Raw genomic sequence first — 22,835 nt, 5'->3', positions numbered from 1 at the left:
ATTTCTTTCGTTCATCCCTGGCAGGCGGCGGCGCTTGCGCCGTGCATCCCGCGGATGTGTCCCGTCGAGGCGAGCGATCCCGCGGCGAGCTCCATGGCTCCTTTGCCCGCGTCGCATCCAGCCCATCCGCCTTTTCGCAAAGGCCAAATTTTCAGCACCACCCGGCTCCCGGCATGGTCCGACTGCAATTTTCCCGGCATTCTTTCGGCAGGCGCGGCATCCGCCTTCCCGCCTTTATCGCATTCGTAAATAGCAAATGTGACCAAACCGGTATCGACATCTCCGGCGACGCTCTGCTGCTCATGCGAGCGGGCAGAAAACGACGATGATGAGCGGATCGACGGCGTCATCGCGAGGCCGGAAACGGCCGCAATCAAACGACTGTCGCCAATCGCGCCGTACAATCTGGTGTTACCGGAAAAAAATCGACCCATGCTACTAATTACACGCACCGTAAGTCTGCCATCACCTCGCCCGCAAATAGCGGTGCTCCCTCTTTGTGGCGGGAAATGGACAAATTCGCCCCATCGCCACCATACGCCATCCGTCATAAAAAACTGTTGCTGAATCGTCACAAAACGAGGCCGGGAAATGACATGATTAACGGGCGCCAATAAAGAAGAGCCCGGCAGTGCCGGGCTCTTCAATTCTTCAAATCGGGTGATTAGAACTTGATCTTTATGCTGGTCGACAGTGCGGCGACCAGATCATTATCAAAGGAATAGGAGACATCATCTCCAAACGTGACGCCATTTTCGGTCACAACGCCAGACGAACCGCTGGTCAACACGCCTACGGCGCCGGCGAAGCGCCATTCGATGTGTTCGGTCGGCGTGTAGGCGGCACCGAGACCGACCGTCCAGCTGTCGGTCTGCGCGCCATAGCCCTGGCTGGTGCCGCGGTCCCATGTCAGGCTGACGGCACCGGCCCACTGCTCATTGAACTTGTGGCCGACACCACCGGTGATCGTCCAGCCATCACGATAAAGAAGATCGAGCGAGGTCAGCTCCGTCGCGCCACCGGACCGGCACGCGACAAGGCCCTTCGTCGAGGTCGGGCAGAACGGCACGGACTGGAGGACACTCCAGTTCGTCCACTTGACCGATCCGAAGGCGAGCCAATCCGGAGCGATACCGCTCTGCAACTTCAGCTCAAGCGAATCCGGCGCCTCAGCAGAGCCGAAAACGTCCGTGACCCTTCCGTACGGAGCGCCATTGAGCGGCGCAATCGGCGCGCTCACCTGCGTCAGATCCACCGTGCCGGTCAGATTGTCGTATTTTACGCGACTGTTATAAACGAGGCTTGCCCGCATCGCATATTCTGGAATCTCGTAGGCAATACCGGCGCGCCAGCCCCAGCCGCTATCGTCGAGATCGAGGCGGCCGACGCCGGTGCCGGTGCCGAACAGAAGCGGAACCGTTGAAACCAGACGTTCCTTGAAGCCTTCTACTTCCTGATAAAAGGCGCCGCCGATGAAGCGAAGCTGCCCGGGGCCGACATCAAAACGATAGGAGCAGGTGCCGCCATAGTTGCGGGTTTTGATTTCCGTCTCGATGTTGTTGTTGGCGCCGGCCCAGTTCAGACCCGGATTGGAATGCCCGCCAAAGGGCTCGGAATAATCGACAAGGCAGTCGATCGTATCGGCGAAACCAGCCTTAAAGCCGATATAGGGGATGGTGTAGTTCGCGGTCTCGTCGGCGGTGTCCGGCCGGCTGTTCAGATTGCCACCGCCCGGAGATGCCGAGGTATCCGTGTCACGGACGTCCTTCAGCTTGCGCTGCGGTGTGACGTAGGTCACACCCGACTGAAACGAGAAAGGCGACGTATCGAACAGCTGATCGATATTGTATCCGCCGCGCTCCAGGCCACCGGCAAAGGACGGCGCGGCAAGCGACGAAAAAAGAACGAGCGACGTTACGCCCTTGGAAAACATACGCGGTGCCATTGTGTCTCCCCCACTCCAGCAATTGATGTGGCGACACTGTGTAAGTGTTCGCCGGAAATGGCAACGCGGCCCACGGCAGCACCGCCGGTCATTGCAGCGGCTAATTTACGTAAAGAGATTGACGGACACGTCAAAAAATCTGGTTAATAAAATTTTATTCCGACAATCGAATCCTTTCGCAGGATTTTTAGACGTTCGTTCCAAACATCGTGAAAGCTGTATCAATCGGACAACAGTGCCAGTTTTCGCCCGCAGCCCCTAAGGACAGCCACAATCCACAGCCCGAGTGCCCGAAGTTAGCCGTTTTCGAGACCGAATCGCGTGCTTGCAGGCAGCAAAAAAGACGCGCCGGCGACGGCGCGTCTTTGAAATTTCTTACCAAAGCGGCTCTCAAAGTTACCCGGCTTCGCTGACCCTGGAAAGAGCGGTCTTCAAGCTTGTCATCTGCCCTTGCAGCTCTTCGAGACGCTCGCGCTCGGCCTCGACGACCTCGGGATTGGCATTGGCGACGAACTTCTCGTTGGAGAGCTTGCCGTTGATGCGGGATATCTCGCCTTCCATCTTGGCGATCGCCTTTTCCAAGCGAGCCTTTTCGGCGGAAAGATCGATCAGATTGCCGAGCGGTAGGCAGATGGTGGCCTCGGCCACGACGATCTGAGCCGCACCCTTCGGCGCATCGTCGGCCAGCGATATCGCCTCGACGCGCGCAAGCCGCTTGATGGCTGCGTCATGGCGGAACAGCCTCTCACGGGTCAGGTTGTTGGCCTTGACGACGACCAGCGGCGCGGTTGCCGATGGCGGCACGTTCATTTCGGCGCGCACGGAGCGGATACCGGAGACGAGGTCGATCAGCCAGTTGATCTCGTCGGCAGCCGCGTCGTCGGCATAAGACGGCGCCGGCCATTCGGCATGGCAGACCAAGGTATCGCGCTCCTTGCCCTCGCCCGCTGTATGCGCCCAGAGCTCTTCGGTCATGAAGGGCATGAAGGGGTGCAGCAGCTTGTAGATCTCTTCGAGAATATAGGCGCTGCAGGCCTGGGCTTCGGCCTTGGCGCCCTCATCCTCGCCGTTGAAGACCGGCTTCAAGAGTTCGAGATACCAGTCGCAGACCTCGTTCCAGACGAAGCGGTAGAGCGCGCCGGCCGCGTCGTTGAAGCGGAAGGCTTCGAGCGCTTCCGTAACGTCACGTTCCGTACGGGCAAGTTCCGTCAGGATCCAGCGGTTGATGGTGAGTTCGGCCGCCTCCGGCACGAAATGCGGATCGCTCTTCGCGCCGTTCATCTCGGCGAAGCGCGTGGCGTTCCAGAGCTTCGTGCCGAAATTGCGGTAGCCGGCGATGCGGGCCGGATCGAGCTTCACGTCGCGGCCCTGCGCGGCCATGATCGCCAAGGTAAACCGCAGCGCGTCGGCGCCGTATTCGTCGATCAGTTCGAGCGGATCGATGACGTTGCCCTTCGACTTCGACATCTTCTGCCCATTTTTGTCGCGCACCAGCGCGTGGACATAGACGGTATTGAAGGGCTCGACGGGGTTGCCGTCCTCGTCCTTCATGAAGTGCAGGCCCATCATCATCATGCGGGCGACCCAGAAGAAGATGATGTCGAAACCGGTGACGAGGACATTGGTCGGGTAATAACGCGCAAGCTCCGGCGTCTCGTCCGGCCAGCCCAAGGTCGAGAACGGCCAGAGCGCGGAGGAGAACCAGGTGTCGAGCACGTCCTCGTCGCGCGTCAGGATCTCGCCCGGCTTGAAGTTTTCGAGCAGGTCCTCGACATAGGCCTTCATCGGCCCCTCATGCGAGAGGTAATGCTGGATCGCCGCCTGCAGCGCCTCCTCCTCGGTCTTTTCGACGAAGACCTGGCCGTCCGGGCCGTACCAAGCGGGGATCTGGTGGCCCCACCAGAGCTGGCGGGAGACGCACCAGGGCTGGATGTTTTCCATCCATTCGTAATAGGTTTTGTCCCAGCTCTTCGGCACCATCTTGGTGCGGCCTTCGCGAACCGAGGCGATCGCCGGTTCGGCGAGCGTCTTGGCATCGACATACCATTGTTCGGTCAACCGCGGCTCGATCGGCACGCCGCCGCGGTCGCCATGCGGGACCATGTGCTTGTGCGGCTCGATCTTGTCGAGCAAGCCGGCTTCTTCGAAAATTTCGACGATGACCTTGCGCGCATAGAAACGGTCCTGCCCTTCCAGGCGGTCCCAGGCGCCGTGCAGAGCGGCCGGATGGTCGAGACCTTCGAGGAAATCCTCGTTGTCCTTGATGGCGATCGTGCCATCGATATTCATGACGTTGATTGCGCGCAGGCCGGCCCGCTTGCCGACGTCAAAGTCGTTGAAGTCATGCGCCGGCGTGACCTTGACGGCACCGGTGCCGGCTGTCGGATCGGCATAGTTGTCAGCGACGATCGGAATGCGGCGGCCGACGATCGGCAGGATGACATGCTTGCCGATAATCGACTTGTAGCGCTCGTCCTCCGGATTGACCGCAACACCGGTATCACCCAGCATGGTTTCCGGGCGCGTGGTGGCAACGACGAGATAATCCCGCGTTTCCCATTCGGTCGGCTTGCCTTCCTCGTCGAAAGCAACCGGATATTGATAGGTGACGCCCGGCTCCAGCGGATAACGCAGATGCCAGAGATTGCCCTTGATCTCATGCTGCTCGACCTCAAGGTCCGAAATCGCCGTCAGCAGCTTCGGATCCCAGTTGACGAGGCGCTTGTCCTTGTAGATCAGGCCTTCCTTGTAGAGCGTGACGAAAACCTCGACCACTGCCTTCGACAGGCCTTCGTCCATGGTGAAGCGTTCACGCGACCAGTCGCAGGAGGCCCCCAGGCGCTTCAGCTGGTTGAAGATCAACCCGCCCGACTCCGCTTTCCACTCCCAGATCTTGTCGATGAAGGCTTCGCGGCCCATGTCGCGACGCCCCGGCAGCTGCTGCTCCATCAGCTTGCGCTCGACGACCATCTGCGTGGCGATGCCGGCATGGTCCATCCCGGGCTGCCAGAGCACGTCCTTGCCGCGCATGCGCTCGAAGCGCACCATGATGTCCTGCAGCGTGTTGTTCAGCGCGTGCCCCATGTGAAGCGAGCCGGTGACATTCGGCGGCGGGATCACGATGGTGAAGGTCTCGGCCCCGGGCTTTGCGTTCGCGCCGGCGCGGAAAGCATCCGCTTCATCCCATTTGGCGGCGATTTTCGGTTCGACGGCAGCGGAATCATAGGTCTTGTCGAGCATTTTCTGACCAATTTCGAGGTTCGAGGATGGGGGTTGTAAATAGGATGGCCACGGCCAAGTCAATAAAAAAGCCGCCCCGGAGACCGGAGCGGCTTTTCCAGGAAAAAGCAATCCGATCAGCGGCGCGGGCCGCGCGCCACACGTTCGATTTCCTCGCGCACCAGCCGTTCGACGAGCGTCGGCAGGTTGTCGTCCAGCCACTCGCGCAGCATCGGGCGCAGCATGTCCTCAGCGATCTCGTCCAGCGAGCGGCGTTCGGCGCCGTCGATGGCGGCCGCAAGCTCCTCGAAGGAGCGGCTGATCTGCAGGCCGGCATCCTCCGAAAGCAGCGTCGGCTGGACTTCGTCCATGACGCTCGGCAGGAAACGGTCGGTCGACGACTGGGCTGCGGGCTCCAGTGCGGGCGGCGCCATTTCGACGGCCGGCGCCGGCTCGGCGACTGCGACCCTCGGCGCTTCCGCGAACATGGGCTCGGCCGGCTGAGGGATCGGGGCATGCTGGACAGGTGCTACGGCGGCCGGGAAAACAGGTTCGGCCGGCTGCGGCTCAGGCGCGGCGGCGCGCGGCGGCTCCGGCATCACGGCCGGCTGCGGCTCGGGCTGACGGAAGGCGCTTGGAATGTCGCGCAGCGCCTGACCCGCCTGCACGGCGCTGCGCTCGGAAGCGGCGCGCACGCGGGCGGCGACATCGGCCAGCGACATTGCGCGGGCGGGCACCTCAGGTTCGGGAGCGGTGCCGGCCGAATTGGCGGCTACGAAGCGCGGATCGGACGAGGAGCGTGTGACCGGCTCGGGGAATTCGACGCCGGCATAGGTGTCATCAACCGTCAAATGGATTTCGGAGCCGTTATCCTCCTCATCGGCGCCATAGACCGGCGGCAGAGATGCGGAGATCGCCTTGCCGGCGCCGGGCTCGTTGCTTTCGATGATCTGGCGGATGGAGGCCAGAATTTCTTCCATGGACGGTTCACGCGCTACACTTGGCTGAGCCATATCTATCCCCGTTATCCCAAAACAACGACCGGATGGTGTGGAGCGGTCATCCGAATCACCGCGACCTTAGAATACCCCAGGCGTGAAAAAAATCATCGCGAATCAATTGAGTGCGGCCATGCACAGTTTTGTTACCCAACGCTTGCCGCGGGAAAGCCTGCAGCGTTTTTTCGCCCTCTTCCATCCAATCGGGCGCGGAGGATTCAGGATAGGCGGCGTTTGTGAAAGCTTTCCGACGACCCGACGAAAAAGCGGGCGCCGATGGCGCCCGCTTAGAATTTCATCGATGAAGACCCGGCTTAGAAAACGAATTCGTGCGCCTTGGCAAAGCCCGGCAGCGGCTTGACCGAGGCATTGAAGAAGACGTTTTCCGAAATCGCGCCGCGCTCGGCGACGAAGACCTTGGCGCGAGCAGCGTTGCCGTAACCTTCGACGGTGATCAGGCGACCGCCATCGCGCAGCTGAGCGAGAAGAGTAGCAGGAACCTCCTCGACCGCGCCGTTGATGAAGATCAGATCATAGGGAGCGCCGGCAGCGTAGCCCTTTTCGAGCGGGCCGGTCACGACCTCGACCTTGCCGTAGCCGGCAAGCTTCGCCTTCGCTTCCGCCGCCAGCGCCTCGTCGCATTCGAGCGCAATAACGGAGCCGGCAATGATCGACAGCAGCGCAGAGGTGTAGCCCGTGCCGCAGCCGACTTCGAGCACGAAATCATCCTTGGTGATGGCGGCCAGCTGCAGCAGCTTGGCGAGCGGCGAAGCCTCCATCAGGAAACGGGCCGGCTTGCCGGGCGCGGCGGCTGAGATCTCGACGTCGTTGTCGATATAGGCCAGCACCTTCGCCTTCTCCGGCACGAAACTCTCACGCGGCACCGTGAGAAACGCCGTCAGCACGGAATGCGAGGTAACGTCCGTCGTGCGAACCTGGTTATCGACCATCTTTGCGCGGGCTGCTTCGAAATCCATCATGTCCTCTCGCTCTTTGAAAAGCGGTTCCTGTCCCCCGTCTCTTAATCTCCGCCACGAATGCTTTCAAGGCTTGGCAGCGGCCAGCGAAAAGAATCCGGCGGGCGCTTCTTCCGCGCCACAGGAGGCATGGGCAACGCTGCAACTCCCGCGTGGAATCTTCCGCCTCTTCATGCTATGATTTTTCACGGAGGAATAGGAGGAGCAGGCCATGTCTGCGATTTTCGAATATCTCACGCTGTTCGATTTCTTCATCGTCGCAGCGCTCATCGGCATCTTCTGCTGTGGGCTGCTGGACGGCAAAGCGACCTGAGGCGACTGGACACCGAACCGCGCTCGATTCTCCCCGCATGCTTCAGCGGCAACTCGTGCCGGCCGAGGCCGATCCGATCCGGCCGGATGACGGCATTTCAAGCTGATCATGTCATGTGGGAGAATTTTGGAGGCCTCGCCCGGAATTGAACCGGGGTACAAGGATTTGCAGACCTTTCCCCGCAATTGTTTTTGCAAGGCTTTTTGCCTTCGTGTTGCATCCGTGTTGCACTCAGGCGAGCAGGATGTTCGCGGCCCGTGCTAGTTCTGTCCCGTCGTCAGCCCGCGGGAACAGATGACCATAGACGTCCATGGTCATCACGATCGACGAATGCCCGAGCCGTTCCTGAACCATCTTCGGCGGCAGGCCGAGCCCGCCGTCCTCTTTCCGGTTGATCAGCCAGGACGCGTAGAAATGCCGCAGCGCGTGCAGGCCGGTATATTTGGCCGCTGCAATAGCGTTGCCCTTCTCGTCCTTCTTGCCGGTGGCGCCCGTCACGTCGGCTTTGATCATGGCCGGCTGCAGGCCCTTCAGCACTATATTTGCATGGGATCGAGGCTCGCCGTCGGGGTTGGCGAAGACGAAGTCAATCCCATTGCCCTGCTTCAGTTTGATTTCCTTCAGCGAGTTTATGACGATTGGCGGCACCGGGATCGTCCGCGCCCCTGCCTCAGACTTCGGCGGCCCCGCCTTCCTGAACTGGTCGACGCGCTGGCGAACATAGATTTCGCCCCGCACGAAGTCGACATCCTGCCATCGCAGGCCGCGAATTTCGGAGGAGCGAAGACCTGAGAATATTACCGTGAGGAAAAACGCCCGCCAGGTTCCCGAGAGCACCTTTATGAATGCGCTGATTTCGGCCGGCGTGGGTATGTCAACGCCGACGACGAGCTTGCGCTTATTCCGCTTTTCCTGGCGCCGGGCTTTGCCCTTATGCTTCCGGCTCATCTCCGAGACTGGGTTGCGAGAGGCAACGCCGCGATCCAGCGCGTCCGACAATATGGCCCCGAGGCTTGTCGTGACGATCCCGATCATCTTCGCAGTGCGCGGCTTGCCGCGCATGCTGACCTTCGGGAAATCGTCGGGATACGGCGTTTCCCTCAGTTGATCTTGGAAGGCTCGAATGGCCGGGACGCTCAGTTTTGACAGCAGGGTTCCGCCTATGAACGGAACAATGTGATATTTCACATGTCGTTTACGTTGGTCGATCGTGGATTGTTCAAGCCCCTCGCCCTCCCCGGTCGCGATCCACAGCTTGCCCGCTTCGGCGACGGTGATGCTTGCGCTGTCGGCGACGTGGACCCCATCCCTGACCTCGACAAAGGCGGTCGCGGCAAAAGCGTCAGCATCCTTCTTCTTGCCGAAGGTCTTGAGCCGGCGCTTGCCGGCGGTGTCGTTATAGTCGACGACCCAGGCTGATTTTGCCACGCCCTTGGGCGTCGTCCATTCACGCTTTCGAACGGACATGGTTAGGCCCCCTTAGAATTTCGTTGGCGCATCGCCGCGACGCGGCACTTGTCAGAGCAGTAGACGGCATTCGCCCGCCGGCCCGTAAGATGACCCGAGATGAAAGCCTTGCTGCATTTTTCACAATTATGGAGCTTGGCGCCAACCTCTAACGCGAAGGCGACTTCGCAGAGCATTAGGTCAGCGAGCGACGAGGCCCGAACGCCGAGTTTCATCCGCTTGGCCGCGTCAGAGTATTCGAAAGCTGGGTACATCGAGACATGGCGAAGCGCGTTCTCTGCCCACGCCCGCTTTGCGATATCATCGTCGATCTGGGTAGTGTGGAAACCGTCAGCTATCTCGTCGCGCAAGGCTTCAATCAGGGAAACGAGCACACGGTCGCCTTCTGGGTTGTAGCCGAGCCGATCAGGAACGCCAAACCGCGCCACGAAATTTGCCAAATCGTCAACGTTCCGAGCATTCAGCAATCGGATTGATTTGGGATCTTCTAAATTTTCCACCCGGTACGCAATCGGATGCAAGCGTTCGCTTCGCGCAATAATCATCCTCCGGTCCGGCGCGTCTTGGAAGAGCCCATGGCTTTCCGTGACCTCAACTCCATCGACGGGACGAAACCAATCTAACGAAATATCAAACATCGGCTAAATGTTACCCTTATTTTTCAGACACCGTTATATGGGATAATTACCGTTGCATCATCTTAATGCAAGCGACTACTCTTCGTTACGTTAATTTTTGTGCAAACGTAACGGAGATGCAGCATGCATAAAGATAATCAGTCTGATCTGGTGTGGGGGGCGGAGGAAATTGGCCTTCTTATCGGTCGGTCGACGCGACAGGCATTCGCGCTGCTTGAGGGAAATCATATCCCCTGCCGAAAAGTGGGCGGCCGATGGGTTGCTAGCCGCAACGAACTTCTGAACTTCTTCAAGGGCTCGGGTGCCGACGCGGGGGCGGCATGACCCGGCGCATCGACCATCGGAGGCAAACCGCCGCCGACAAAAGTCGGCGGCAAGGCACTCAGGACGTCGCCGATCTCGGGGAGATTATCCGGCTGCCGAAGAGCCCGCCCAAGGCCCGGCCGTCGAAAGCGACACTGCGGGAGCAAGCGGCTGCCGCCGTTGCGAAGGTGACAAGGATCGTGCGCTGCGCCGGCTGCGGCCATAGCGCGTCCGTCGCCTTGCCGCCGTCGCGCCTGGGTTCGCGACTGCGCTGCTCGCAATGCGGGGAAATTGCAACATGAGCCGCTCAACTGAGGCATTCTACTTCCGGCTCCACCATTCGAAGTTTCTGTCGGCCACCCGGACGCTTTCGAAATCCGAAGTCGGTCTTTTCGCGTTGCTCATGGCGATGATGAGCGAGCGTGGCGAACCCCTTGTCGTCAACGGAATGCTTTACCGCGGCTGCAATTCGACGAAGTCCGCTTTCGATCGGGAAATCGCACGCCTTATCGAATGCGGGCTTATTTCTCGCCTCGGGGATGGGAGTTTGTGGTGCGGTTGGATCGGTGACGAAATCGATTTTCGCGAACGAAAGTCTTCGAACGGTGAACGAGCCGCGAAAAAGCGCTGGGAAAATTCCCAACAAAATCAAAGATCCTCTGATGCAGACGCAATGCCAGATATAGCTATAGATAGAAAGGGTGACGCCCCTAGAGGGCGTCACCCAAAATCTAGAGTTCGCAATCGAGATTATAAGGCGCCGTCGCCCGCGCCTGAGAGCGCGGCCGGCGCCGCTGTCGTCTTTCGATCCGGGGACAATTGCAGCGACTTCATGCGCGCCATAGATCCTCATACGCCGATCTCATTCGGGTCTGAGTTGGCGAGAGATGAGCTTGTCGAATACATAGGATCGCGAGCGTTGCGGAGGGGCGCCGATAAAGACGCATGCAACAATTTTCAGCGCGTGATCCATGAGTTGGCAAAGCGCAAGCAACTGACAAGATCCCAAGCCGAGGAAGAGTTGCATCGCTTCACTCACAAAGCGGGAGAGCAAAATGCGAAAAAAGCCTGATGCCGAGCTCGATTTGTTCACCTGGGCGGATAGCCGTCCCTCGGCCCTCGTCATTGACGCTCGGAGGATTTTTCAGAAGCGCACGATTGATTTCATCCGGCGGATCGTCCTCGGCCATGTGCCAAAGGAACTAAACGCCGAAGTCGTGGACCTCGCCTTGCGTCGCGTCCTGAGGACGAAGCGTTCGAGAAAGCGGATTACGGAGGATGCAGCTTGACGGACGATCTCGATGCTCTTCCCACATCAGAACTGGCGACGATCGCCGCCAGGTGCGCGGCAATCCTTGCGGCGCGGGCCGGCGGCGTTATATCCGCCGCGCCGATGGTGCCGGTCCAATTAGAACTTCTGCCTTCCCTGCCGCCAATCGACCCGCTTACGATTGACTGGAACGAGAGGCTGCCGCCGGATGGAAAAAAGCGCTGGATCACGCTCGATACGACGGCAGAGCTACTTGGTTGCGAAAGGGACGCAGCACTTAGCAAGGTCAAGAAGCACGGCGCTGCGACACAAATAGGGGGGCCAGGTTCCCCTTGGCGCATCGACCGGTTGCGATTGGCTAGCATCATTCGGACGACGTTCCCGTAAGTCCCGTAATTCCCTTACTTTGCCCAATCCAAGCCCGCTGAGATCGGGAGTAACCCTCAATCATCGAGAGGTTACCCCTGATGTCGGAAACGATCGAAATCCTCCTTCCCAAGCCAGCGGCCGAAAAGCTCTTCGGCCTCCGAACGCAGCCGGGAAATCGACACTTTGTCGAGAACCTCGAAAAGCAGCTTGCGACCCTGGGCGTCTCTGGCGCCCGTTTCGCCATGGCGCCGCCTGTTCTGCTGACCGTCGCAGGCGGCGCCTATGATCTTATCGTCAAGGAGCTTCGGGTTCAGATCGCGGTAATCGGCGGGCGTCTCGATCACCTTGCCGAGGGCGAGACTGACGATGCCGAGACCGCCGTCTTCGTCTCGGCGCTGACCGCGCATCGCCTTCAGCTTGAGCGCCGGGAAGAAGCCGTCATTTCACGCGCCGCAGCCGACGGGATCGTCGTCGAGCGCCGGCTGGACGCCGACGCTCGCGCGGTTCTGGAAATCGTCGAACTCGACGGCTTCAGCGAGGTCGCCTGATATGGCCGGCGGAACGCTGACATCGACCCTGATCGTTCGTCTGCTCGATCAGGTAACGCGGCCGGCGCGGTCAGCCGGGAATGCTTTGCTCGGGCTGCAGAAGGCGGCCAATTCCTCCGCGAATTTCGGCCAGCGGCTCGGCGCCGCGATCGAGCGGAACAATGCCGCCCTTACCAATGCGCGGGGCGGCATGGTCGACGCAATCGCGGGGTTCTACGCCCTGAAGACGGCGATCGGCGCCCCTGTCCGCGAGGCCATGGCGTTTGAAAGCGCGATGGCCGACGTCAAGAAGGTCGTCGACTTCCCGACCCCGAAGGCGCTTGAAGACTTTCAGGCCGCGCTCGTCGATCTGTCGAAGCGCGTCCCGATGTCCGTTAACGGCCTGGCACAGATCGCCGCCGCCGCCGGGCAGGCCGGTATCGCCGGGAAGGATCTGATCAAGTTTACCGAGGCCGCCGCGAAGGTCGGCGTCGCCTTCGACATTTCGGCCGATCAAGCCGGCGAGGCGCTCGCCAAGCTGATGACCGGCCTGGGCCTGACGATCGATCAGGCGGTCTTGTTGACCGACAGCATGAACCATCTGTCGAACGCGCAGGCGTCGTCAGCTGCCGAAATCCTCGATGTCGTTCGCCGCGTCGGCGCGCAGTCGAAGCAGTTCGGTTTCAACGCGACGCAGGTCGCGGCCTTCGCCTCGGCGATGATCTCGGCCGGCGCCGAAACTGACGTCGCGGCGACGTCCTTCCGCAACATGGGTCTGGCCCTGACGAAGGGCGCAAGCGCAACGAAGGCGCAGCGCGGCGCATTCAAGGCCCTTGGCCTCGATGCGAAGAAGGTCGCCAAGAACATGCAGAAGGACGCCGTAGGAACGACGCTCGACGTCCTCGAAAAGATCAGCAAGCTTCCGAAGGAAATGCAGGCGTCCGTTTCATCGGATCTGTTCGGCAACGAAGCGCGCGCCCTCGGGCCGCTGCTGACCAACATCAAGCTTCTGCGGGACAGCCTCGGCCTTGTCGACGATCAGGCGAAATATGCCGGGTCGTCGTTCAAGGAATTCGAGGTTCGGTCGAAGACCTTTGCGAACGCGGTTCAGGTCTTCAACAACCGGCTGACCGCGCTGAAGATCGTCATCGGCGCCGCGCTGATCCCGGCCCTGAATGACCTGATGGATCGCATCAGCCCGCTTGTCGATCAGATCACGACGTTCGCGCAGGCGAACCCGAAACTAACCCGGTCAATTCTCGCGGCTGCAGCTGCTCTCGTATCCTTCAAGGTTGCCGCGGCGTCACTTCGCTACGTTGGACTGACCGGCCGCGGCGGGCTGCTGTCGATGATGGCGATCGGCTTCAATACCGTCGGCCGGGCGGCGATCGGCGCAACGAACGCCTTCAAGGGCATGCTTGTCTATCAGGACGCGCTTGCCGCAATGGCCGGCGCTGAGAAGCTGAAGGGTTTCGAGCGCTTCTCGATAGGGCTTCGGGGAATTGCCCTTGCGGTCCCCGGCGTTTCGGCCATTGCCGGCGCGCTGACGGCTGTGGGCGCCGCTCTGGCGACGATATCGGCCCCGGTTTGGCTGACCATCGCGGCGGGCGTCGCCGCGGTCGCGGCGGCCGGTTACGCGCTCTACAAGTATTGGGATCGGGTGTCGTCCGTAGTCAGCGGCGTCGCGAAGCGCATCGGCGAAGAACTGAAGCCGGCCTTCGATGTCATCAAGCCTGTCGTCGAGCCGTTCAGTATCGCCATCCGCGAGCTCGGCAACAACTTCGCCTGGGCCGGGGAAAAGCTGTCGCAGTTCGCCGGCTGGATCGGGTCGTTCTTCTCGAAAGAAGTCCTATCGGACGAGCAGAAGGCGGGCTTTGAAAAGGCCGGCTATGACGTCGCCGACATGATGATCAACGCGATCAAGTCGGCGTTTAACGGCCTGCTCGATTGGTTCAAAGGGCTGCCGGCGAAGATTTTCGAAGCTATCGGCACGATCGATCTGACGGGCCTGATCAAGTTCCCCGACATCAAAAGCCTGATCGGCTTCGGGGGCGGCGATGGCCCGACGCCTGCGCCGTCAAACGACAATACGCTGTCCGGCCATCGCGCAAACGGCGGCAACGTGTGGCCCGGCGGCAGCTTCCTTGTTGGCGAAAACGAGCCGGAGATTTTCTCGCCGAGAAGCGCAGGCACCATCACACCGGCTAGTCGGGCGGGAAGCATGATGTCGGCAAACGGGGGCGGCGCGACCGGGGGGATCGGCAGCGTGACCATTCACGTCCACGGGATCACTGATCCTCAAGCCGTCCTGAAGGTGCTCGAAGAAAAAATCGACCGGCTTCTGCGCGGCGCACACTCGGACAGCGGGGCCTATGCCTGATGCGCGAACTCTCGTCACTGTTTGTCGATCTGATCAACCGCGCCCTCGGTTCAAGCGATCCCGCCGCTGCTGAGACCGCTGCGCGCCGTCCCTGGATTGGAAGGGGCGTGGCTGACGCTGTCGATCGTCTCAGGATTTCCTCTGTGGATGAGGCCGAGGCTGTAAGCCTATGGTCGTTCGCCTTCGAAGCAGGCGCGCAGAGTGCCGTATGCTTTGCGCGTATCGTGTTGAGCGATCCCCTCATCAAAGGTCGGGAGCTCGAAGCGCTCAAGCTGATCGAGGAAGGCGCTGATCACGCCGAGATCATCGCAAAGCTGCAGGCGCCCACGCCTCGCAGCGCGCTACCGCAGCCAGACAGCAAAGTCATCGCCTTCCCATCGCATGGAGGAAGGGCATGACGACGATGTCGATGACTACGGTGGCGGGCTGCGGCCGACCCCTCCCCCTACCAAGGGACCGAGTTGGAGGCCGGACCCCATGCGGGAACGCTGCCCCCCGATCTTTAAGCGTTTTTCAATTTTTCGAAACTGCGGTTGGGTTGGTCTTGGAGAGACGCCCTCGCGAAAGGTCAGCACATGGAACAATTTAAGGAAAATCAAATGGTCAACGCTTCCGCCGAAGGCGCGGTGCGAGACCGCAGGGTCGCGGTTCACGAAGCTGCCCATGCTGTCGTCGCGCTCGCCCTTGGGGCGTCGGTCGAAGACGTGGGGATTGAACCGTCCGGCAGGGCCGAGATTGTCTATCAGATGGGAAACCCCATCGTCGTCGCTGAGAAGTCCATCGTAGTAGCGATGGCCGCTGCGCATGCCGAGAATTGGGCTCTCAATTGGACCTGCACGGCGTTTGACGCCGACATCGAGAGCAACGTCGACCATACCCGGTCGTCCCCGGATTGCGGGTGCGACAGATGCGTCTCGATGCGCTTCCTGACGGCGGTCGTCGGGCAGGAAGCCTCAACCGAACAGCTATTCTCGCGTTACCGCCACTACGAAGCCGACGCCATCCGGCTCGTGCAATCGCCGGCCGTATGGCGAGCCATCTGCGACCTTGCCGACGAACTTCTGCTGCGCGGCGTCGTTTCGGGCGCCGACGCCACGTCCATCATCGCCCGGCACGTTCGGCCGGAGGATTTCCAATGAAGCTATTCGAGCAATTAAAAATCGTTCTCGGCAAGCCGGACGCTGGATCAATTGAACTGCGCGCGGCGCTCGCAGCGATCGACCTCGCGCCGTTGAACCAGGCTGTCACGTTTGCAGAAAAGAAGCGCGCGGTGCTGCTTCTCGACGGAACGGAGGCCCAACTCGACAAGCAGGACGAAATCCTGAAGGCGGCAACGCGCGAGCGCGACCGCGTGATCGCCGCCCACGCGGAATTGTCGCGGCGTTTGGCCGAAGCTGAGAAGCGTGAAGCTTCTGAGGCCTTTGAAGCCGAGATCTCTGCCGTCAAGGCGGACGCGACGGAAACCGTGGATCTTCTGCTGACGCGGTTCCCCGGTCTTCAGAATGAAATGACCGCTATCTTTCGACGCGTGGCGGCGTCCGAAGAGCGGACGCGCGCGATGAACGAAAAGCTGATCGCCGCGGGCCGCAGCGATCTACTGCCAGGCGTAGAGGCGACGGCCTTCCCACCGCCGCCAGGTCAGTACGAAAAACTCCACTCAATCCTTCGATCCGTCCTCATGCCGGTGCCGAGCGCGCCCGGTTGGCCGGCCGACGGCTAACCCGGAAAGGAAAACAAAATGGACGAAACAACTTTGACGGCGATGCGCGCCGATCTCGAAACGATGACCAAGCGTCTCGCCGACATCGCCGCCGAGAACAAGCCCGGCCTCGCGGACGAACAGATCCGCAAGCTCGACGAAGAACATGCCGAACTGACGCGGAAGGCAACGGAGCTTCGGGATAAAATCGAGGCGGCTGAATATCGCGATAATCGTATCGTAATGATCCGGTCGTTGGCCGCCCAGGCGGACATGCGTCGGTTTGGCGAACAGCACGTGCTCTCCGGAACGGACATTGAAGCGTTCCGCGGTCTGCTCGCTGCTGAATTGGCCAACCAGAGCGATGACAACAACATCAGGTCCATGACCGGCATCAGCCTCGGCCGCTCGAATTTCGATCAGCTTGCGGCAGCCGTTACGAACGCCCTTCTGCATCGTGCATCGCCGGCAGCCGTTGAACTGACCGCCGAGGGCCGCAATTTCCGCGGTATGCCGCTGCTCGGCATCGCAAAAGACGTTCTCGAAGCGAACGGCGTCTCGACACGTGGAATGAGCCGTCAGGATCTCGCCGCTGCGGCGCTTCAGCAGCGCGGCGGCGGTCTGCACACGACAACCGACTTCCCCGGTATTCTCGCGAACATCACGAACACCACGCTGCGCGCAGCGTATCAGGCCGCGCCGCAGACGTTTCGGCCTCTCGTTCGCGAGACCACGGCCGTGGACTTCAAACCGATCACGCGCGCGCAGTTCGGCGAAGCCCCTGCGCTCGAAAAAGTCAACGAGCATGGCGAATTCAAGCGAGGGACGATCGCCGAGGGGAAGGAGAGCTACAAGATCGCCACCTATGGTAAGATCGTCGCCATCACCCGTCAGGTGCTCATCAACGACGATCTCGACGCCTTTGCCCGCCTGCCGTCCGCCTTCGGCACTCAAGCCGCACAGCTTGAAAGCGATCTCGTATGGGGGCAGATCCTATCGAACCCCCTGATGGGCGACGGCGTTGCGCTGTTCCATGCATCGCACAAGAACCTCATGGTAGCGCGAGCGATCGACATCGATCCGGTTTCGGAAGGTCGGACCCTCTTCGCCCTGCAGACAGGCCTCGATGGCAAAACGATCATAGGCCTGGCGCCGGCCTATCTGATCGTCCCGGTTGCCATGCAGACACGCGCAGAGCAGTTCCTCGGGCAGATCTCCCCCGCCAAAACCGCCGACGTAGTTCCGACCAGTCTTCAACGTCTTTCGATCATTGCCGAGCCTCGCCTCGACAAAGGCATCGATCGGCCGGACGACAATATCGTTGTCGAGGGTTCCGCAACCGCCTGGTACATGGCCGGGCTGCCGGCGCAGACGGATATCATCGAGCTCGCCTATCTCGAAGGCGCCCGCGGCGTCTATACCGAGACCCGCACCGGCTTCGATATCGACGGCATCGAAACCAACGTCCGCCTCGATGTCGCGGCCAAGATCCTCGACTGGCGCAACATCGCCAAGAACCCCGGCGCCTGAGAACTGAGGATCTGAGATGTACGAACACAAAAGCGGTCTGCCCTTCACGCATGACCGGGCCACCGGTCGGAATGACGTTCAGGGGGTCGTCTTCATGGGCGACGGGCGCCTCTTGCAGTCGGCGGAACTGAACGAGCTTCAGACCGTCGAGCGCGAACGCGCCCGCCGCATCTCTCGCGTGACGATGAAGGATGGCGACCGCATCGAGGGCGCGGCAATCGTCCTTATCGACGAAGAGGCCGGAACGTGGACGCTGACCGCCGGCAAGATCTATGTCGACGGGGATATTTTCCCCGTCGCCCAGGCCGTCATTTCGGACGTTCCGATGACGGGTCAGGCGCGCATCGGCGTCGAAGTAACCCGGCAATGGGTGACGTCGCTGACCGATCCTTCGCTTCTCGGCCTTGCTGCCGGCGCCCTGTCGGAAGGCGAACCCGGCGCGGCGCGCGAAGTCGTCACCATCGCTTGGGCGCTGATCGGCGAGGAAGAAGGGGAGTTCGTTCCGGTCTACCTCATTCAGGACGGGACCGTTATCGATCAGACGCCGCCGCCCGGCTTGTCCGGGGTCAATCAGGCGATCGCGGTTTATGACCGCGATGCGAACGGGAATTATATCGTCCGCGGCTGCCGCGTGACGGCGCTCGGCAAGGTCGGCGGCAGCCAGCTTTTTTCGATCGAAGAAGGCGTCGCCAATATCCAGGGCTTCAAGCGGACCCGGCAAGCTGCCTTGCGGCATGCCGAGCTCGAAGATTGGGATACGGAAGAGGTCGCCGGCGAGCCGCATACCTATCCCGGCGGCGCAAGCGCGACGATCCAGACCAACTTTTCCCCGATCTCGGCGATCAACACGGTCTTGGTGACGAAGGAAGTTACCGAGAACGTCACGCGCGGCGCCGTCGGCGGGACGGCGGATCTGCTCGCACAGAACAGCGTGACGGAAATCCTTGAGGTCAAGCAGGGCGCAACGACCTATGTCGTGACGACCGATTATCTTCGCGTTGGGGATAGCGTCAGCTGGTCGCCGGGCGGCGCCGAGCCGGCGACGGGATCGACCTATCAGGTCAAGTATCGCTATCTTGCGAGCGTCTCACAGGATGCGGCGACGGACAGTTCGATCACGGTATCGGGCGGCGTCGCCGGGACGACTGTGATCTTCGGATACGATTACAAGCTGCCGCGCATCGACCTTCTATGCCTGGATCAGGAGGGTTTGCCCGTCTACGTCAAAGGCGTATCGGCGCGGAAGAACCCGCTTGAACCTGTCGCGCCGGCCGCGCTTCTGAAGCTTTGCGTCATCCGCAATAATTGGATGACGAAGCCGGACGTCGAAAACGATGGAACGCGGTCCGTCCCTTATGACGAAGCCTGGCGCTTCTATAACGCGGTTCTCGATCTAAATCGCCTGATGCAGATCGAGCGGATCAATAGGGCAATCGACGCCCGCGAGCCGGTCGCGAAATTGGGGACGTTCGCCGATCCGCTGACCGGCGACGAGTTTCGAGATCAGGGCGAGGTTCAAACCGCGTCTGTCGGTCTTGGAACGATCGAGCTTGCAATCCTGCCGACCTTCTTCACGTCGACGTTGGCCGCCCCGGTAATGCTCGATTACACCGAAGAGGTCGTCATCGAGCAGTCGCTTGATACGGGATGCATGAAAATCAACCCGTATCAGAATTTCACGCCGATGCCGGCTTCGATGAAGATCGTTCCGCCGGCCGACTTTTGGACGGTGAAGCAGACGGAATGGGCGAGCCCGCAGACGATCGAATTCAATCGCGGCATTCGTCGTGACAATGGGCCGTTGGTCGTTTCGACGGACAGCACCCGGGTCGTCGATCAGCGGCAAGAGCAGGCCGAATTCCTTCGGCCGATATCGGTCAGCTATACGATCAAGGGCTTCGGCGTCGGCGAGATCCTTGACGTTCTGACCTTCGACGGTATCAACGTCCATCCGGGCGGGACTGTCGTCGGGGATGAAGACGGCGAAATCGCCGGCAGCTTTACCATCCCCGCCAATGTCACGGCAGGGACGAAAGAGCTCTACGCAGAAGGCCAGGGCGGGTCGTTCGCGTCCGCCCCCTTCGTTGGTCAGGGCGTCATCAATACGACGATCATGAGGACGGTAACGACCATCGAAAGATGGACGCGCCCGCCGACCGAAGTCGTCCGGGTTCCGTCGTCGACGTTCAACCCATTCCGCGAAGATAATCATGGGCCGGACCCTCTCGCTCAAACCTTCACGCTGCCGGCGATGCGTCATCTGGTCGGCGTCGACGTCAAGCTTTGCGACGTCGGTTCGACAGCGAACGGTCTCCTTGTCGAGCAGGTCGTCGTTGAAACGGGAATGCCAACGACTGAGGTCGAAGCATCGGCTTTCGTGTCAATGGCAGGCGCGGTCGACGGATGGAAGTCCGCCCGCTATCCGATGCCGGTCGTTACATCGGGGGACAGAGAAAGCGCCTTCGTCGTGAAGACCGACGACGCCGACCATGCGCTTGCCTTCGCAAGTCTCGGCGCCTTCGATACTGCCCGGCAAAGCTTCGTCACGGCGCAGCCGTACACGGTCGGCGTCATGCTTTCCTCGTCCAATGCATCGACATGGACGGCGCATCAGAACGACGATCTCGCGTTTCGGGTGGTTGCCGCCAAGTTCGGCCCGCTCGAAAAGACGGTTGCCCTCGGAACGTTTGACCTCGTCGACTGCAGTGACCTTCAGGTCAGGGCAACAATCGACCTGCCGTCCCAGGACTGCAGCGTCGTGTTCGAGATCGTCCGGGCTGACGCGTCCGTGATCCGGCTTCTGCCGTATCAGGTCGTTCAGCTGACCGAGTACATCAGCGAGACCGTGACGCTTCGGGCAATCCTGAAGGGGACGGCGACGCTTTCCCCGGTCTTGTTCAACCCGGTTGTGCTCGTTGCCGGCGAGATCGCAACAGAGGCGACCTATGTCTGCCGGGCGCTGAAGCTCGGGACCTCTGTCGACCTGACCGCTTACCTGAAAGCGTCTTTGCCCTTCGGGTCGACGCTGACGGTCCAATACGACAAGGCGGATGACACATGGCTGTCGCTGCCGCTGATCAGCACTGAAGCGCTTTCAGACCCGGCATGGGTCGAGCAAAAGCGCGGCGTAACGAACATCACGGCAACCGAAGGACGCATCAAGATCACACTTACGGGCGGGCCTTCGGCTCGGCCGCGCGTCGGCGATCTCGGCGCGGCCATCATGTAAGGGGTGGCGAAGGGATGACCTCCCCCCGAGTAGGGACCGAGTAAGCCCGGGGCTGCGGTGCGATGCCGCCGCAGCCCGTTTCGAAACTGCGGTTACGGTTACGCTCTGAGGACCGTGCCGAACTTTGAAGGAGGATGAAATGACCGAGGCAAGAAACGCAATTTTATTCGTCAAATCCAAGGATCGCACGGCCTGGCTTAACCGCGCTCGGCGCGACCCCCGGATCTCGCATTCCGGCTTCCGCGTCGCCTTTATGCTCGTGGAAGATACCGACCAGAACGGCACCCTGTTTCAAAAGCCGATCGAGATCGCGAGACGCGCCGGCGTTCATTTGAAAACGCTGAGATTGGCATTGGATGCTCTTTCCCGGCTTGGCTATGTGTCGATTGAGCGCGGCGGATATCGGCAGCCGAGCAAGATCACGATGATACCATTCGCGTCAAAAGCGCGATCTGCAGCGTGACGCGAACCCTTTGAAACCGTGACATTTCGCAACATTTTCGCCGTCACGCTGGATGAAGGGCCGCAGCCGTGCATATGGATTTTGCAGATGTCTGGACGCCGAAAATCGTCGGCGAAGAACTGCTTGAAGCAGTTCGATGGGCGAACCGGGCAGCCGGGCGGGTCGGCCCGGCCGGTCTTCGATCGAATATGCCGAACCTTGCGCTGATCACGTCCGACGAGGACTTCGACGGTTGGCCGCCGATCGAAATCAGGCCGATGCGCCGGGCGCTCGCGCCCGCGCGCGTCAGTCAGCTTGAGCGAGCGATATGGTGGCAAGCGACATACCTGAAGGATCAGCCCGGGGCGGCGCGCGTCCTGAAACATTGGGTCAGGGCCAAGCTTACGCACGGCATGACCTTCGGCGAAGCCTGCGATCGCCGGGGATGGAGCCGGCCGACCGCGTATCGGCGCCGCGATGAGGCTCTCGCTGCTATCTCGATGGGCCTCGCGCAGGAAGGGGTGGCCTACGGCCGGCATTGAAAGACGAATTCGCAGAGGGTCGTCGGCAATCGGTTGTCCCGCTGACGTCCCTGCAGGAAGCGACGCGGCGGCTTGCTGTTCAATCCCCCTGACTGTCGAAAAGGGGACGCATTCTCCTTGCTGACAGCCAACGGAGTGGAAACGACAAGAACTTAAGAAGCCAGATAGCCTTTAGCCTGATGAACCAGCCCACCGCCGAGAATGCTGCACTTTGTTGGCGCGCTTTCCGTGCGACCGAAATCAAGTCTGCCGCTGCTTCTTTCACTGAAATGGCTCGCGCGAAGTCGGCCTTTCGACCTTTAGTTTCGAATTTTCCGCCAGTTGCGGCTCTGAAGAGCGCGTCGACGCATTGCTCGTACTGCTTCTTGTATTTTGGGAATAGCGTTTCCGCCTGCTCTTCGAACCCGGCTATGACAAAGGTCATGCCGCGAATTTTCACTTCAAGAGCCTTCATCTCGGGCTTGGCTGACCCGCCTTGGGTCCAATATTCGGTCGCGAGCGTCTCAAGTTCGCGTACGTCTTTGAGTAAGTCATTTATTTGCGCTGCGGCTTCCGACGAAGAAGCGCGCCAAGATTGCCATGCGGCGCCCAACGCAAACGAGATAACGCCCGGCGCCAAGGTCGTCAAAAAAGTGTAAATGCCACTATCACCTATCAGTGGTAGGAGCCTCTTCGATGATCGCTTCGATCTGGCGTTTGATCGTAAAATACACGGGTCGTTCCGCCTTGATCTCAAGGATCCGCTTCAACTCTGAACGCTTGAACTTCCCTACCCGTAATAGACCCCCGAACGCTTCTTCGAGGAAAGACGACCCATAGCTCTTGACGTCATCAAGGACTACAGAGACCTTTTCCCCTTCTGCAAGCGCTTTGCGGAGCGCCGGTACAAGGACTTCGTCGCGAAATTTTGCGCCGTTGTCTGGGCCGTCTTTTGCATCCCGCCCGGCGGGGTAAGATGAAAAGTCGACAACTTTGATCGATACCATG

22 protein-coding genes are annotated in these 22,835 nt (G+C 60.6%); 13 read left to right on the top strand and 9 right to left on the bottom strand.

Annotated features, from left to right (window positions below):
* Positions 1-11: 11 nt before the first annotated feature.
* From ATY77_RS10070 to ATY77_RS10040, 7 genes are all read right to left on the bottom strand, one after another.
* Positions 12-647, bottom strand: a complete 636-nt coding sequence (locus ATY77_RS10070) for a hypothetical protein (RefSeq protein WP_245314318.1) — start codon at positions 645-647, stop codon at positions 12-14.
* Positions 648-664: 17 nt separating this feature from the next.
* Complete coding sequence (locus ATY77_RS10065) at positions 665-1,945, bottom strand: OmpP1/FadL family transporter (RefSeq protein ID WP_088687209.1); 1,281 nt, start codon at positions 1,943-1,945, stop codon at positions 665-667.
* Positions 1,946-2,341: 396 nt separating this feature from the next.
* Positions 2,342-5,185 (bottom strand): valine--tRNA ligase, encoded by a 2,844-nt coding sequence (locus ATY77_RS10060; RefSeq protein ID WP_088687208.1) that lies wholly within the window; start codon positions 5,183-5,185, stop codon positions 2,342-2,344.
* Positions 5,186-5,301: 116 nt separating this feature from the next.
* The gene (locus ATY77_RS10055) at positions 5,302-6,177 is read right to left on the bottom strand and encodes a DUF2497 domain-containing protein (protein ID WP_088687207.1); all 876 of its coding nucleotides are present in this window, start codon (positions 6,175-6,177) and stop codon (positions 5,302-5,304) included.
* Positions 6,178-6,476: 299 nt separating this feature from the next.
* Positions 6,477-7,142: a protein-L-isoaspartate O-methyltransferase gene (locus ATY77_RS10050; RefSeq protein WP_190237615.1), complete on the bottom strand. Its 666-nt coding sequence runs from the start codon at positions 7,140-7,142 to the stop codon at positions 6,477-6,479.
* Between the two features lie 541 nt (positions 7,143-7,683).
* Positions 7,684-8,919 carry a site-specific integrase gene (locus ATY77_RS10045; protein WP_088687206.1) on the bottom strand — a complete coding sequence of 412 codons (1,236 nt, stop codon included), beginning with the start codon at positions 8,917-8,919 and terminating at the stop codon, positions 7,684-7,686.
* Positions 8,920-8,921: 2 nt separating this feature from the next.
* On the bottom strand, positions 8,922-9,557 hold the full coding sequence (locus ATY77_RS10040; RefSeq protein WP_088687205.1) for a hypothetical protein: 636 nt from the start codon (positions 9,555-9,557) through the stop codon (positions 8,922-8,924).
* 123 nt (positions 9,558-9,680) lie between these two features.
* Here ATY77_RS10040 and ATY77_RS10035 point away from each other — a divergent pair, with 123 nt between their 5' ends.
* From ATY77_RS10035 to ATY77_RS09970, 13 genes are all read left to right on the top strand, one after another.
* The gene (locus ATY77_RS10035) at positions 9,681-9,881 is read left to right on the top strand and encodes a hypothetical protein (RefSeq protein ID WP_088687204.1); all 201 of its coding nucleotides are present in this window, start codon (positions 9,681-9,683) and stop codon (positions 9,879-9,881) included.
* 277 nt (positions 9,882-10,158) lie between these two features.
* Positions 10,159-10,932: a DUF1376 domain-containing protein gene (locus ATY77_RS10025; protein WP_088687202.1), complete on the top strand. Its 774-nt coding sequence runs from the start codon at positions 10,159-10,161 to the stop codon at positions 10,930-10,932.
* On the top strand, positions 10,916-11,149 hold the full coding sequence (locus ATY77_RS10020) for a hypothetical protein (RefSeq protein WP_088687201.1): 234 nt from the start codon (positions 10,916-10,918) through the stop codon (positions 11,147-11,149). Before ATY77_RS10025 ends, ATY77_RS10020 begins: the two co-directional genes overlap by 17 nt.
* Complete coding sequence (locus tag ATY77_RS10015; protein WP_088687200.1) at positions 11,146-11,517, top strand: hypothetical protein; 372 nt, start codon at positions 11,146-11,148, stop codon at positions 11,515-11,517. The genes ATY77_RS10020 and ATY77_RS10015 overlap by 4 nt, the downstream gene beginning before the upstream one ends.
* Before the next feature lie 80 nt (positions 11,518-11,597).
* Entirely contained in the window at positions 11,598-12,047 is a 450-nt protein-coding gene (locus ATY77_RS10010; RefSeq protein WP_088687199.1) for a hypothetical protein, read from the top strand.
* Position 12,048: 1 nt separating this feature from the next.
* Positions 12,049-14,406, top strand: a complete 2,358-nt coding sequence (locus tag ATY77_RS10005) for a phage tail tape measure protein (RefSeq protein WP_088687198.1) — start codon at positions 12,049-12,051, stop codon at positions 14,404-14,406.
* A complete protein-coding gene (locus tag ATY77_RS10000) occupies positions 14,406-14,804 on the top strand; it encodes a hypothetical protein (protein ID WP_088687197.1) in 399 nt (132 codons plus the stop codon). The genes ATY77_RS10005 and ATY77_RS10000 overlap by 1 nt, the downstream gene beginning before the upstream one ends.
* Before the next feature lie 201 nt (positions 14,805-15,005).
* Complete coding sequence (locus ATY77_RS09995; RefSeq protein ID WP_088687196.1) at positions 15,006-15,545, top strand: hypothetical protein; 540 nt, start codon at positions 15,006-15,008, stop codon at positions 15,543-15,545.
* Positions 15,542-16,126, top strand: a complete 585-nt coding sequence (locus ATY77_RS09990; protein ID WP_088687195.1) for a hypothetical protein — start codon at positions 15,542-15,544, stop codon at positions 16,124-16,126. Before ATY77_RS09995 ends, ATY77_RS09990 begins: the two co-directional genes overlap by 4 nt.
* A gap of 18 nt (positions 16,127-16,144) precedes the next feature.
* The gene (locus ATY77_RS09985; protein WP_088687194.1) at positions 16,145-17,635 is read left to right on the top strand and encodes a hypothetical protein; all 1,491 of its coding nucleotides are present in this window, start codon (positions 16,145-16,147) and stop codon (positions 17,633-17,635) included.
* Positions 17,636-17,651: 16 nt separating this feature from the next.
* Positions 17,652-20,864 carry a DUF4815 domain-containing protein gene (locus tag ATY77_RS09980; protein ID WP_088687193.1) on the top strand — a complete coding sequence of 1,071 codons (3,213 nt, stop codon included), beginning with the start codon at positions 17,652-17,654 and terminating at the stop codon, positions 20,862-20,864.
* 139 nt (positions 20,865-21,003) lie between these two features.
* Positions 21,004-21,327, top strand: coding sequence for a hypothetical protein (locus ATY77_RS09975; protein ID WP_088687192.1), 324 nt, complete (start codon positions 21,004-21,006; stop codon positions 21,325-21,327).
* Positions 21,328-21,401: 74 nt separating this feature from the next.
* Entirely contained in the window at positions 21,402-21,848 is a 447-nt protein-coding gene (locus ATY77_RS09970; protein ID WP_088687191.1) for a hypothetical protein, read from the top strand.
* Between the two features lie 79 nt (positions 21,849-21,927).
* Here ATY77_RS09970 and ATY77_RS09965 read toward each other — a convergent pair whose 3' ends face one another.
* Together ATY77_RS09965 and ATY77_RS09960 are read right to left on the bottom strand one after the other, a co-directional pair.
* Positions 21,928-22,476, bottom strand: a complete 549-nt coding sequence (locus tag ATY77_RS09965; protein WP_088687190.1) for a hypothetical protein — start codon at positions 22,474-22,476, stop codon at positions 21,928-21,930.
* A 19-nt stretch (positions 22,477-22,495) separates the two neighbouring features.
* Positions 22,496-22,834, bottom strand: a complete 339-nt coding sequence (locus tag ATY77_RS09960) for an STAS-like domain-containing protein (RefSeq protein ID WP_088687189.1) — start codon at positions 22,832-22,834, stop codon at positions 22,496-22,498.
* Between the last annotated feature and the right edge of the window lies 1 nt (position 22,835).

This window comes from Rhizobium sp. R634 (genome assembly GCF_002211305.1).
In the GTDB taxonomy this organism is placed as follows: Bacteria; Pseudomonadota; Alphaproteobacteria; order Rhizobiales; family Rhizobiaceae; genus Rhizobium.
The sequence above is the reverse complement of the archived record's forward strand: the minus strand, read 5'-3'. Positions and strand labels throughout refer to the sequence as shown.